13 protein-coding genes are annotated in these 14,058 nt (G+C 35.6%); all 13 read left to right on the top strand.

The annotated features are described in order from the left end of the window. Positions 1-62 precede the first annotated feature (62 nt). The 13 genes from mdh to nrdR all read left to right on the top strand — a co-directional run bounded on the left by mdh (position 63) and on the right by nrdR (position 14,039). Complete coding sequence (gene mdh / locus MHB48_RS13840; protein ID WP_340922301.1) at positions 63-1,001, top strand: malate dehydrogenase; 939 nt, start codon at positions 63-65, stop codon at positions 999-1,001. A gap of 368 nt (positions 1,002-1,369) precedes the next feature. Continuing rightward, a complete protein-coding gene (locus MHB48_RS13835; RefSeq protein WP_342601392.1) occupies positions 1,370-1,786 on the top strand; it encodes a MaoC/PaaZ C-terminal domain-containing protein in 417 nt (138 codons plus the stop codon). Between the two features lie 82 nt (positions 1,787-1,868). Further along, complete coding sequence (locus tag MHB48_RS13830) at positions 1,869-2,585, top strand: response regulator transcription factor (RefSeq protein WP_342598592.1); 717 nt, start codon at positions 1,869-1,871, stop codon at positions 2,583-2,585. Then, positions 2,582-4,120, top strand: coding sequence for an ATP-binding protein (locus tag MHB48_RS13825; RefSeq protein ID WP_342598591.1), 1,539 nt, complete (start codon positions 2,582-2,584; stop codon positions 4,118-4,120). The genes MHB48_RS13830 and MHB48_RS13825 overlap by 4 nt, the downstream gene beginning before the upstream one ends. A gap of 11 nt (positions 4,121-4,131) precedes the next feature. After that, positions 4,132-5,346: a carboxylate--amine ligase gene (locus tag MHB48_RS13820; RefSeq protein ID WP_342598590.1), complete on the top strand. Its 1,215-nt coding sequence runs from the start codon at positions 4,132-4,134 to the stop codon at positions 5,344-5,346. A 178-nt stretch (positions 5,347-5,524) separates the two neighbouring features. Further along, the gene (hflK, locus tag MHB48_RS13815) at positions 5,525-6,514 is read left to right on the top strand and encodes an FtsH protease activity modulator HflK (RefSeq protein ID WP_342598589.1); all 990 of its coding nucleotides are present in this window, start codon (positions 5,525-5,527) and stop codon (positions 6,512-6,514) included. 29 nt (positions 6,515-6,543) lie between these two features. Further along, positions 6,544-7,485, top strand: coding sequence for a protease modulator HflC (locus MHB48_RS13810; RefSeq protein ID WP_342601391.1), 942 nt, complete (start codon positions 6,544-6,546; stop codon positions 7,483-7,485). A 146-nt stretch (positions 7,486-7,631) separates the two neighbouring features. Further along, positions 7,632-10,259, top strand: a complete 2,628-nt coding sequence (gene polA, locus MHB48_RS13805; protein ID WP_342598588.1) for a DNA polymerase I — start codon at positions 7,632-7,634, stop codon at positions 10,257-10,259. 12 nt (positions 10,260-10,271) lie between these two features. Beyond that, positions 10,272-11,144 (top strand): DNA-formamidopyrimidine glycosylase, encoded by an 873-nt coding sequence (gene mutM / locus MHB48_RS13800; RefSeq protein WP_342598587.1) that lies wholly within the window; start codon positions 10,272-10,274, stop codon positions 11,142-11,144. Positions 11,145-11,156: 12 nt separating this feature from the next. Beyond that, positions 11,157-11,747, top strand: a complete 591-nt coding sequence (gene coaE / locus MHB48_RS13795) for a dephospho-CoA kinase (RefSeq protein WP_342598586.1) — start codon at positions 11,157-11,159, stop codon at positions 11,745-11,747. A gap of 122 nt (positions 11,748-11,869) precedes the next feature. After that, on the top strand, positions 11,870-12,874 hold the full coding sequence (locus tag MHB48_RS13790; protein ID WP_342598585.1) for a glyceraldehyde-3-phosphate dehydrogenase: 1,005 nt from the start codon (positions 11,870-11,872) through the stop codon (positions 12,872-12,874). A gap of 199 nt (positions 12,875-13,073) precedes the next feature. Next, positions 13,074-13,457, top strand: a complete 384-nt coding sequence (gene speD, locus MHB48_RS13785) for an adenosylmethionine decarboxylase (RefSeq protein ID WP_340922283.1) — start codon at positions 13,074-13,076, stop codon at positions 13,455-13,457. Positions 13,458-13,574: 117 nt separating this feature from the next. Next, a complete protein-coding gene (gene nrdR / locus MHB48_RS13780; RefSeq protein ID WP_340922281.1) occupies positions 13,575-14,039 on the top strand; it encodes a transcriptional regulator NrdR in 465 nt (154 codons plus the stop codon). Positions 14,040-14,058 lie beyond the last annotated feature (19 nt).

The following is a 14,058-nucleotide window of genomic DNA, read 5'->3' as shown; positions in this document are numbered from 1 at the left end:
AATTTGGTTTTTAGGAAGGGAATTTCCCTTCCTTTACGTTAGAACAAAAGGAGAGTTTTCTAATGACATTAAAAAGAAATAAAATCTCAGTAATCGGTGGCGGATTTACAGGTGCTACAACTGCATTCTTATTAGCTCAAAAAGAACTTGGAGATGTTGTATTAGTTGACATTCCCCAAGCTGAAAACCCAACTAAAGGGAAAGCTTTAGATATGGCGGAGGCAGGTCCAGTTCAAGGATTTGACGCTAACATTATCGGTACTTCAAATTATGAAGATACAAAAGACTCAGACGTAGTAATAATTACTGCTGGGATTGCACGTAAACCAGGTATGAGCCGTGACGATTTAGTTCAAACAAACCAAAAAGTAATGAAAGCTGTAACAAGCGAAATCGTAAAATATTCTCCAAATACAACAATCCTTGTATTAACTAACCCTGTTGATGCGATGACTTACACGGTATATAAAGAATCAGGCTTACCAAAAGAACGCGTAATCGGTCAATCAGGTGTACTAGATACAGCTCGTTTCCGTACGTTTGTTGCGCAAGAATTAAACCTATCTGTTAAAGATGTAACTGGTTTCGTTCTTGGTGGACATGGTGATGACATGGTTCCTCTAGTAAGGTATTCGTATGCTGGTGGTATTCCATTAGAAAAATTAATTGACGCTTCTCGTTTAGAAGAAATTGTTGACCGTACACGTAAAGGTGGAGCTGAAATCGTTAACCTTCTTGGTAATGGTTCTGCTTACTATGCTCCTGCTGCATCTTTAGTAGAAATGGCTGAAGCTATTCTTAAAGACCAAAAACGTGTTTTACCATCAATCGCTTACTTAGAAGGCGAATATGGTATGAACGGAATTTATCTTGGTGTTCCAACTGTCCTAGGTGCAGGTGGCATTGAGAAAATTATTGAATTAGAACTAACAGAGGATGAAAAAGCGTTATTAAGCAAATCTGCTGAATCAGTTAAAGCAGTAATGGACGTTTTAGCATAATCTATAATAACATTAATCGAGCGAGATAAACTCGCTCGATTTTTTTGTGCTTTAGGAGACTATAAAACGTGTGAAAACAGAGTTGGCTTTTAATGTGAGTAATGAGTTGAGCGCTTTTCTTCAAAGATAGCTCTCTTAAAAATCAATCGATAATGATAAAGCAATAAGTCTGTCCAAAGACCTCCGAAAACGATACAAAACAGGTTTTGGACTTAGAGGGCGCTTGCGCTTTTCTTATTGTCTAGGTAAATACTGCTACATTAACCGTCAATACTCTAGCACCTTGCACTTTTATTGTACTTATTGTTAAGATAGAAGTAGTTTACTGACGAGGGGATGAAGCATCGTTGTTGGGTAAAATAAGGAAAATGGGAAGAAACATTGAAGAGTTAATTGTTGGAGAAAAATTAATGATTACTGAAAAAATAGAAGACAAAGACTTACTTCTTTATTTGGGATTAACAAATGATAATAATCCTTTGTATATTCAGCACGATTTTGCCTCTAAATCAATTTACGAAAATCCTATTGTTCCACCGATCATGTTGACGGGTATAATTACTTCTGCTTTATCAAAGTATTTGCCTGGACCAGGCTCTCATTTAACAAGGCAAATCGTCTCCTTTCCGACGCCAACCTATCATTATGCAATTGTAACGTTTAATTTTGAAGTAAAAGAGGTTCATGTACATGCAAATGAAGTAGTCATTTATGTAAACGCACAAAATGAGCAAAACGATACGGTCGTGGACGGTATATTTCATGTGACACCACCAGTTAAATAAAACTAGAAGTTCCTATACAAAGTTCATGTTTCAGTCAATGATTTGGAATGGGGGTTTCAAATCGACTTTGGAGGCTAAAAAAATGAAAAAAGTATTAGTTGTAGATGATGAAAGCTCAATAGTAACATTATTAAAATACAATCTAGAAGATGCTGGTTTTGAAGTAATAACTGCTAGTGATGGGCTGGAAGGACTAAATCTTGCTGTAGAGGAGAATCCAGATGTTATCGTGTTAGACTGGATGTTGCCGCATATGGATGGAATGGAAGTATGTAAAGAGCTTCGTATAAAAAAAATCCAAACACCAATTATTATGCTTACAGCAAAAGATGAAGAATTCGATAAAGTACTTGGCCTAGAATTAGGCGCGGATGACTACATGACAAAACCGTTTAGTCCTCGAGAAGTTACAGCACGCGTCAAAGCAATGATTCGTCGGTCTGGTATGTCATCTGACCACCAAAATAGCCAAAAGCAAACTTCCGAAGAAACTTATACATTTGGTTCTTTACAAGTTTTCCCTGAACGATTTGAAGTATTATTAAACAACGGACCAATTGAGTTTACTCCAAAGGAATTTGAGTTACTTGTTTATTTAATTGAAAATAAAAATAGGGTGCTTACGAGAGATCAACTACTAAGTGCGGTATGGAATTATGATTTTGCGGGAGATACACGAATTGTTGACGTTCATATAAGTCATTTAAGAGAGAAAATTGAAGAAAATACCAGAAAGCCTATCTTTATCAAAACAATACGTGGTCTTGGTTATAAGTTTGAGGAGCCGAAGTCTTCATGAAGAAGTCGTTTCAATCCCAAATATTACGAACGTATTCTATAATAATTGGGTTAATATTAGCTGGTCTAGGTCTTATTCTTGGACAGCTTTTTCCTATTTTTTGGGAACATTCAACAAAGGTCCATTTAGATGCTAAAATGGATGATGTAGCCGATTATTTAGATGCAACAGGACTTTCTAAAAAAGAGCAAGCAGATATAACGGAAATATTGTCATCTACAATTCATTATAAAGATATGACAAATGAACAACATTCGCTTTGGTTATATTTATTTTTTGCATTATTTATAGCGTTTATTCTTGCAATATTTCTTGGTTCCAATATATTTAAAAAATATGCACAACCTATTGAGCATTTAACGGAGACTGCTATGGAACTTGCAAGGGGGAACTATCGAATTAGAGCTTTTGAAGACGATTTTTCTGGTATGTCGAAGCTGAGTAATTCTATTAATATACTTGCCCGTAATTTACATGATATTTCAGTTATGCGAGAAACAGAGAAAGAGCGTTTGAAAACGTTAATTGAAAACATGGGTAGTGGTCTAATTATGATTGATCGTAATGGTATTGTCACTATCGTAAATCGATCATTTTTAAATCAATTGCAAATTTCATTGGAGGATGTAGATGGCAAGCTATTTCGTAAAATCGGACTTCCTGAAAAAATAGAAGCTTTTATTGATAAGTTATTTTTAACAGAATCTTTAAATCGAGAGCAAATACAGATTCAACGTAATTTACATACCTATTATATGAATGCGTATGGAGCTCCTGTTATTGGTGAACATGGAAGATGGCTAGGTATTGTTGTGGTCATGCATGATATTACAGAGCTTGTTAAGCTGGAGCAAATTAGAAAAGATTTTGTTGCTAATGTTTCGCATGAGTTAAAAACGCCTGTTACCTCTATTAAAGGTTTTTCAGAGACGTTATTATATGGTGCTTACAAAAATGAAGAAACATTACTTTCTTTTTTAGAAATTATTCATAAGGAAAGTAATCGTTTGCAAATGCTTATTAATGATCTTTTGGATCTTTCAAAAGTAGAGCAAGTTGGATTTGAAATATCACTCCAAAAAGTGAAGCTGAACAACGTGTTAAATAGAAGCATTGAAATGACAACACACTTAGTAGAAGAAAAAAATATGGACATAGCTGCAACCATAGATGAGAGTGTAGAGGTTCTCGGAGATCCAAACCGCATCATGCAAATTATGATGAACTTACTGACGAATGCGATTAACTATTCAATTGAAAATACTACTGTACATATTTCCATTTATAAAAACGAGAAATACGGCATCTTTCAAATAGAAGACCAAGGAATTGGCATTAGCAAAGAAGAGATAAATCGAATTTTTGAGCGTTTTTATCGTGTAGATCGTGCGAGAAGTCGAAACTCAGGTGGTACAGGTCTTGGACTTGCGATAGTAAAGCATTTAGTAGAAGCACATCATGGTTTGATAAAAGTAGAAAGTGAAGTTGGGAAGGGGACAAGTTTTACTGTGTTCATCCCACTTGTTAAAAGTTAATGGAGGTCAATATGAAGAACCAATCTTTTATCCCGATTATTATTGGGACAGATATAAATGCCTATAATATGGCAATTTCATTTCATGAAGAATATGGTATTAAGCCAATCTTAGTTGGTAAAGAGGAAATGTCGTTTACTAAATGGAGCAGTATTATTGAACGAATAGAAATTCATTCTAACTTATGGGACAAAACAGAATTTGTTGCAGTTTTAAGTGAAGTGGCTAAAAAATATCAAGCACCTGGCAAACAATTATTATTAATCGGAACAAATGATTTCTATGTTCGTTTAATTATAGAAAATACAGAAGCATTAAAAGAAATGTATGTGTTTAACTATATGTCGGAAGAATTGATGAATAATCTTCTTGTAAAATCGAATTTTTATAAACTTTGTGAAGAGCATGGAATAGATGCCCCAAAAACCTATAACTATTCTTGCGCAAAAAAAGAGCCTTTTACTGAAGAAGTATTATTCCCTTTAATTATTAAGCCAAGTAATGGTGTTCAATATTATAAAAATAAATTTCCAGGGCAACAAAAGGTATACAAGGTAGAAACGCACGAAGAGTTAAATGATGTAATCAACCAAGTGAATGCAAGTGGCTATGAAGAGGATCTAATTATTCAAGATTTCATTCCTGGTGATGACACATATATGTGGGATTCTGTTTTTTATATGAGTTCAAAAGGTAAAGCGCAACTGAGCACACTAGCACAAGTAGTGTTACAAGAACATACAGTGACTGCTATTGGAAATTATACAGCACTTATCACGAGATATAATGAAGACCTAATGAAAAAGCTTCAACACTTTTTAGAAGCGGTAGGATATGTTGGTTTTGCAAACTTTGATTTGAAGTTTGATGAACGGGACGGTAAATTTAAAGTGTTCGAAGTAAATATTAGACAAGGACGTTCTAGTTATTATACGACAGCTCTTGGGCATAATATGGCACGGTATTTTGTGGATGACGTGATCCATGAAAAAGAAAAACCCCTTACGCTATTAAATGAACATTATTTGTTTACGGTAGTCCCTAAGATTGTATTAAAAAAATTTGTTGACAATAAAGAAATTCAAAAAGAAGTTCGCATGTTACTTAAAGCAGGAAAATGGGGTAATCCTTTATTTTATAAACAGGACAAAGATTTTAAGCGGAAGTTCTATTTGATTGCCCGCCAGTTTAATTATTATAGAAAATATAAAAATAATAATTGGTGATGAAAAATTTACAAATTATTCACAAAGTATTTACAATGGTCTGTTACATTTAATTAGACCCCTTTTCCAAACGATTTACCCAAAGAAGCTAGCGCTTGTCGCTAGCTTTTTTTATTTTTTTGAAACTTATTACAATTTGAATGCGTAAAGAAGGTATACATACGAAAGGGGAAAAGATATGAGTACAAAAAGATTGATGACGATCATCACTATATCCATTATTGGAATCATTTTATTATCTGCAGTATTTACATCGTGGTATACAGTTGATGAATCGGAGCAAGCAATAGTCATAACGTTTGGAGAAGCAAGTGATCCGATCACAGAATCTGGTCTGAAATTTAAATTACCTTGGCCGATTCAAAAAGTAGAAAAACTTTCAAAAGAAACATTTAGTCTCAAATTCGGCTATAAACAAACACCTGATGGAGAGGTTACTTCTTTTGATAAGGACACAAAAATGATTACTGGAGACGACAATATTGTATTAACAGATTTAGTCGTTCAGTGGAAAATTACAAATCCAAAAGCTTATTTATTTAATTCAGAGAGTCCACAAGAATTATTACATGATGCAACATCAGCATCTATCCGTTCTGTAATCGGGAATTCGAAAATTGATGATGCCTTAACATCCGGAAAAGCACAAATAGAAGCAGATACAAATGAATTGCTAGGATCCCTAATAGAAAAATATGATATTGGAATTACAGTATTGACTGTTAAATTACAAGATGTAGAGCTACCAAATGCAGAGGTACGTTCAGCCTTTACAGCAGTAACAGACGCAGAGGAAACGAAAAATACGAAAGTAAACCAAGCAGAGAAATATGAGAATCAAAAAATGAGTGAAGCAATCGGTGAAAAAGATGCCATTATCTCCAATGCAAATGGGTACAAGACAGCTCGTATCGAGCAAGCAAAAGGAGATATTGCGCTTTTTGATAAGCTTTATGCGGAATACCAAAATAATAAAGAGATTACAAGACAACGACTTGTAATGGAAACATTAGATGCTGTTTTACCGAATGCCCAAATCTATATTATGAATGACGACGGTGGCACGATGAAGTATTTACCACTTCAAACACTAGAATCTACAAAACAAACACCACCACCAACTTCAAAGGATACAGAAACTAAGGCTGAGGAAGGGAGTGGGCAATAATGGCAGATAATAATAATCCTTTTGCAAATATGGAATCCAAATTTAAAACCGTACAAAATAAACCTAAAAAAGAAAAGACTCCAATTGACTACAAAAAATATACAAAGTCATTTATTGCTATTTTCATAATGTTTGTCGTTATTGTCATAGCTTTTGCTAATATTTATGTTGTAAAAGAAGGCGAATACAAAATAATCCGCCAGTTCGGTGAAATTAAAGATGTAAAAGAGACGCCTGGTTTGCATATGAAAGTACCATTCATTCAAAGTGTCACAACCGTTCCAAAATATCAAATGAACTATAAACTTTCTGAAAAAGAGATTAACACGAAAGATAAGAGACGTATCATCATTGATAACTATGCAGTTTGGCGCGTTGTAAATGCAAAAGAAATGATTTCGAGTGCAGGTAGCTTAGTTGGTGCTAGTTCTCGTATGGAAGAATTTATCTATTCCGTCGTTCGTTCAGAGCTTGGCCAACTAGAATATAGTGATATTATAAATGATGAAAACTCATCTCGTGGTAGCCTAAACGATCAAATTACGAAGCATGTCAACGAACTACTCGAAAAGGATAAGTATGGGATTGAAGTAGTAGATGTGCGTATTAAACGTATAGATTTACCAGAAGAAAATGAACAATCGGTTTATAATGAGATGATATCCGAAAGACAGAGTATTGCACAAAAATTCTTATCTACAGGGGATGCAGATAAGCGACGTATTGAAGCTGAAACTGATCGACAAGTGAGAGAAATGCTTGCATCTGCTAAAAAAGATGCTGCTATTATTGAAGCAGAGGGAGAAGCAGAGGCAGCGCAGATTTATAACAAATCTTTTTCAAAAGACCCTGAGTTTTATTCCCTATACCGAACGCTAGAATCGTATAAAAAAACAATTGGGGAAGATTCGATGATTATTATTCCATCTGATTCTCCTTACGCTAGAATTCTTTCTGGTTATTTAGAATAGGTTATGAATCGTCATTCCCCTTACTCTCATGGTAAGATATAGGGAATGACGGTTTTTATTTGTATAAATAAATTCAGAAGAGGAGCTGTCCCTGAGAATAGCTCTTCGTAAAAAATGCCACATTTCAAATTGAAGGAGTGAAATATATGTCATCCGAAAAAATTCTTTTATTAGATGGGAATAGTCTTGCATATCGAGCTTTTTTTGCTTTACCTTTACTAACAAATGAACATGGAATACATACAAACGCGGTTTATGGTTTTACATTGATGCTTCAAAAAATTATGGACGAAGAAAATCCTACGCATATGCTCGTTGCATTTGATGCTGGTAAAACAACTTTCCGACATTCTACTTTTGGTGAATATAAAGGTGGAAGACAGAAGACTCCACCAGAACTTTCCGAACAATTTCCGTATGTTCGTAAGTTAATCGATGCATATGGCATTAAAAGATATGAGTTAGAAATGTACGAAGCAGATGATATTATTGGGACGCTTTGTAAGCAAGCGGAAGCGAAGGGCCAACAAGTAATCGTTGTTTCTGGTGATAAAGATTTAACGCAACTAGCAACGGACAATACGACTGTGTACATTACGAGAAAAGGAATTACAGATATTGAAAAGTATACGCCAGCTCACGTGGGAGAAAAATATGGTTTAACTCCTCTTCAAATTATTGATATGAAAGGATTAATGGGTGATGCCTCTGATAATATTCCAGGTGTTCCCGGAGTTGGTGAAAAAACAGCTATAAAATTATTAAAAGAACATGGTTCTGTAGAAAATCTCTATCAAGCACTAGATACAGTCAGTGGAGTGAAGTTGAAAGAAAAACTTACGGCTAATGAAGAGCAAGCGAAAATGAGTAAAGTTCTGGCGACGATTGAAACAAATGCACCAATCGATGTTTCTTTAGAAGATTTAACATACAGTGGTCCGAATATGGATGAAGTGATCACTATTTGGAAAGAGCTAGCATTTAAAACACTTCTTGAAAAATCGGAGTATGTTGCAGAAGAACAAACTACAACAGAAACTAAGTTTGAAGTAATAGAGCAAATAGATGCTGCTATTTTACAGGATGAAATGGCCGTGCATCTTGAAATGTATGACGAACAATATCATACAACAGAGTTATTAGGGATTGCGTTATCAGATGGGGAACATTCATATTTCGTTCCTGAAGCTAAGGCATTTCAGTCAGAAGCATTTCGTGAGTGGCTAGAGGATGATTCCAAGAAGAAGTATTTAGCCGACTCGAAAGCGACCCAAGCTGTAAGTAAAAAATACGACGTAAGCATTCAAGGGGTTGAATTTGATCTACTTTTAGCAGCCTATATTGTTAATCCATCGATCTCATCTGATGACGTATCTATCATTGCAAAAGAATTTGGCTATTATAATGTGTTAACGAATGAAAATATTTATGGAAAAGGCGCGAAAAAGACAACTCCTGAACAGAACAAGCTTGCAGAACACGCCTCAAGAAAAGCGCAAGCGGTGTGGAAGTTAAAGCCGATTCTAGAAGAAAAATTAGAAGAAAATGAGCAGTACGCTCTTTATAAAGAACTCGAATTACCACTCGCGTCCATTCTTGGGACGATGGAATCAGACGGCGTAAAAGTAGATAAACAAATTCTTGTTGAAATGGGCCACGATTTAGAAATAAAGTTGCAATCCATTGAAAAAGATATTTATGCATTAGCAGGAGAAAAATTTAATATTAATTCACCTAAACAACTAGGCGTTATTTTATTTGAAAAATTAGGATTGCCTCCTTTAAAGAAAACGAAAACTGGTTACTCAACTGCAGCGGATGTACTAGAGAAGTTAGCAAGTGAGCATGAAATCATTGAACAAATTCTTCACTACCGTCAATTAGGTAAACTCAACTCAACTTATATTGAAGGATTGTTAAAAGAGATACATGAACAAGATGGAAAGATTCATACACGCTATCAGCAGGCGCTTACTTCTACTGGTCGTTTAAGTTCCATAAATCCAAATCTACAAAATATTCCAGTTCGTTTAGAAGAGGGGAGAAAGATTCGTAAAGCATTCGTTCCTTCTCATGCAGGATGGGTTATGTTTGCAGCGGATTATTCTCAAATCGAACTACGCGTACTAGCGCACATGTCTGAAGACAAAAACTTAGTGGAAGCATTTAATAACGATATGGACATTCATACCAAAACGGCAATGGATGTATTCCATGTAGCAAAAGAAGATGTGACGTCGGATATGAGACGAGCTGCAAAAGCGGTTAACTTCGGAATTGTCTACGGGATTAGCGATTACGGCTTATCTCAGAACTTGGATATTACTAGAAAAGAAGCAGCAACATTTATTGAACAATATTTAAATAGCTTCCCTGGCGTAAAAGGGTATATGGATGAAATTGTCCAAGAAGCTAAACATAAAGGGTATGTTACGACGATTTTAAATAGAAGAAGATATTTACCAGAAATAACAAGCTCTAACTTTAATCTTCGCAGCTTTGCGGAACGAACAGCGATGAATACGCCTATTCAAGGAAGCGCTGCAGATATTATTAAAAAAGCTATGATTAACATGGCTTTGCGTTTAAAAGAGGAAAATATGCAAACGAAAATGCTATTGCAAGTGCATGATGAATTAATTTTTGAAGCACCACAAGAAGAAATTGCATTACTTGAAAAAATAGTTCCAGAAGTAATGGAATCTGCAATTAAGTTAATCGTTCCATTAAAAGTAGATTATGCATTTGGTTCATCCTGGTACGATACGAAATAAGGAGTTTTTTAGATGCCTGAATTACCTGAAGTGGAAGGACTCGTTCGTTCGTTACAACCCATTGTAACGGGTAAAATAATTCGATCGGTAGATGTTTCGGAAACAATTATTACTTCGAAAGCAAATGGGAAGGAAGCAATTATTAAAGGGGCGGACGTGGAATCTTTTCGAAAAGCGATACCCGAAAAGACAATTGAAAGAATAGAGCGACGTTCTAAATATATTTATTTTCATTTAACTAAAGACGGTATCCCACAGTTACTCGTTTCTCACCTTGCTATGTCTGGGGCCTGGTTTTACGTAAGGAATCTCCATGAAATAGTAGAAGAAAAATTTAAGCGGCACGTACATGTCATCTTCCATTTTGAAGAAGGTGACATGCTCGTATACGCTGATATTCGTCGTTTCGGAGAGCTTCGTTTATTAGAAAACGAAGCGGATTACCCCCCTTTATTGCTCATGGCCCCAGAACCTTTTGACCACGGTGCATTAGAGCATTTCCTGGAAATGAGCGTCTTGCCAAAGTATGAGAATAAGGCAATCAAAGAATTCATAATGGATGGACATGTTGTGTCTGGTTGCGGAAATATATATGCAACAGAAGCGTTATTTAATAAGAGAATTCACCCGGCTCGAAAAGTAAAACGTATTAGTAAAGAAAGAAGAATACAATTATTTAATGAAATCGTCCTTGTCCTATTAGATAGTATTGAACATGGAGGAAGTAGCATTTCCGATTATCGGTCGATTAACGGGGAAGCCGGGAATATGCAAAATAGACTACAAATGTATGGTAAAAAGAGTTGCCCTATATGTGGGACGAAAACGAAGCAGAAAACGATTGCTGGTCGAACTTCAACTTATTGCGGGATATGTCAGAGGTAACGGAGGATTCACATGATTATTGGTTTAACAGGAAGTATTGCAAGTGGGAAAAGTACAGTTTCGGATATGTTAAAAGCGTTAAACTATCCAATTATTGATGCTGATGTTGTAGCACGAGTTGTGGTAGAGAAAGGAACAAAGACGCTGGAAACAATTAAGGAAGTATTTGGGAAGGAAGTCATTTCAGAGGATGGTTCACTTAACCGTGAGAAATTAGGGTCCATCATTTTCTCAACTCCACAAAAGCGAAAACAATTAAATGATATTATACACCCCGCAATTCGTGTAGAAATGATTCGTCAAAAAGAAGAACTTTTAAAAGATGGCCATCCAACGATTGTGATGGATATTCCTTTGTTATTTGAAAGTAAGCTCCAATCTTATGTAGATAAAATTCTCGTGGTTACAGTGACAGAGGAAACACAGTTGCAAAGACTAATGGCTAGGAATAACTATTCATTAGAGGAAGCAAAAGCAAGAATCCAGTCTCAACTACCTCTTTCGATTAAAGAAAAAGGGGCAGATGCAGTGATTTATAATAATGGAACGCTACAATCTACAGAAGAACAGTTGAAAAAAGTTTTAGATAGTTGGGACTGCTAATTGCTGACAAAGAGAAAAAAATTAAATGTGTCAATTGGGAGTGCATAATTCGAAAAATGTGTTATACTAATGCATGGCAATAAAACATAAAGTATCACACAGTTACAGGAGGATTTTCAAATATGTCAGCTTCAATTGCAATTAATGGTTTTGGTCGTATTGGACGAATGGTGTTTCGCCAAGCAATAGTACAAGAGGATTTAAATGTTGTCGCAATCAATGCAAGATACCCATTAGAAACGTTAGCGCATTTGATTAAATACGATTCAACACACGGGACTTTCTCTGGTGAAATAGTGATTGAAGAAAATACACTTATTATAAATGGAAAACGTGTACAAATTGTAAACGAGCGTGATCCAGGAAACTTACCTTGGAAAGATTTAAATGTTGATATTGTTATAGAGTCAACAGGTCAATTTAATGATGGTGAAAAAGCATCTCTTCACCTAAAAGCTGGTGCGAAAAAAGTAATTATTACTGCTCCTGCCAAAAATGAAGATGCAACCATTGTGATGGGTGTAAATGACGACAAGTTAGATTTAGCTATTCACCATATTATTTCAAACGCAAGCTGTACGACTAACTGTTTAGCACCAGTTGCTAAAGTGTTAAATGACACATTTGGAATTGAGAATGGTCTAATGACTACAGTTCATGCTTACACGAATGATCAAAATAATTTAGATAATCCACATAAAGATTTAAGACGAGCTCGTGCATGTGCGCAATCGATTATACCTACTTCTACGGGTGCTGCAAAAGCGCTAACATTGGTTTTACCTGAACTACAAGGGAAAATTCATGGTATGGCACTTCGTGTACCTACTCCAAATGTCTCTTTAGTAGATTTAGTAGTAGATTTGAAAAAAGATGTAACTGTAGAAGAAGTGAATGCTGCATTTATGAATGCATCGGAAGGACCTATGAAAGGTATTCTTGGTTTGACGATGGAACCACTTGTGTCTATCGATTTTAATACATCAACAAACTCTTCAACTGTAGATGGCCTAACTACAATGGTAATCGGAAATCGTAAAGTTAAAGTTCTTGCTTGGTATGATAATGAGTGGGGTTATTCAGCTCGTGTCGTAGACTTAACGAAAAAAGTTGCTACTGGCCTTTAATAGTGGATCCTTTTTCTAATTTTTTTAGAAAAAGGATTTATTATATGTTGCATAATTTTCTAAAACAACATATAATGAGAATCGTGTTACTTAACGTTCACAGACTACTTAAAGGGTTAGGACCTCTTAGGACTAACTTTCCCCCGTGGTAGTCAACTTTGATGTTCAAAATAAAACTAATCAAAGGGGGAAACGGACATTGGAAACAATGGGACGTCACATTATTGCAGAACTATGGGAGTGCGATTTCGACAAACTTAACGATATGCAATTTATCGAGCAAACATTTGTTGATGCTGCACTGAAATCTGGAGCAGAAGTCAGAGAAGTTGCATTTCACAAATTTGCACCACAAGGTGTAAGTGGAGTCGTTATTATTTCCGAATCGCATTTAACGATTCACAGCTTTCCAGAGCATGGTTATGCGAGCATTGATGTATATACATGTGGTGATTTAGATCCATCAATCGCAGCTAACTATATTGCAGATGCTCTTAATGCTGGAATACGCGAAACGTTGGAAATGCCTCGTGGTATGGGTCCAGTAAATGCACCTAAATCACGTATGACAGTTCAAGCGTAATAAACTTTATCCTAAATGATTGAGCAGAGGAAGAGATTCCTCTGCTTTTTCGATTTTATTGAAGAATGTTGCTATAATAGATATATAAATTAACGTGAAGATTTAGGAGAGGTCTATATGAGATGCCCAGCTTGCCATTTTAATGGGACAAAAGTTGTCGATTCTCGTCCAGTGGATGACAACAAGGCGATTAGAAGAAGAAGAGAGTGCGAGGACTGTGGGTTTCGATTCACCACATTTGAAAAGGTAGAAGAAACTCCTTTAATATTAGTAAAAAAAGATGGCTCACGAGAAGAGTTTAGTCGTGAAAAAATATTGCGTGGATTAATACGTGCCTGCGAAAAAAGACCAGTTGCGCTTGATCAATTAGAAGATGTTGTGTTTTCCATTGAAAAGGAATTAAGAAGAACTGGTAATTCCGAAGTGAAGTCTGAGGAAGTAGGCGAAAAAGTGATGGACAAGCTAGCTGAAATAGATGAGGTAGCTTACGTTCGATTTGCATCTGTATATCGTCAATTTAAAGATATAAATGTATTTATTGATGAACTAAAAGAGATTCTTAAAAAGAATCCATCATTATAAGTTATAGGAGAGTAGGCGC

This window comes from Psychrobacillus sp. FSL H8-0483, from assembly GCF_038637725.1.
Lineage (GTDB): Bacteria > Bacillota > Bacilli > Bacillales_A > Planococcaceae > Psychrobacillus.
The sequence above is the reverse complement of the archived record's forward strand: the minus strand, read 5'-3'. Positions and strand labels throughout refer to the sequence as shown.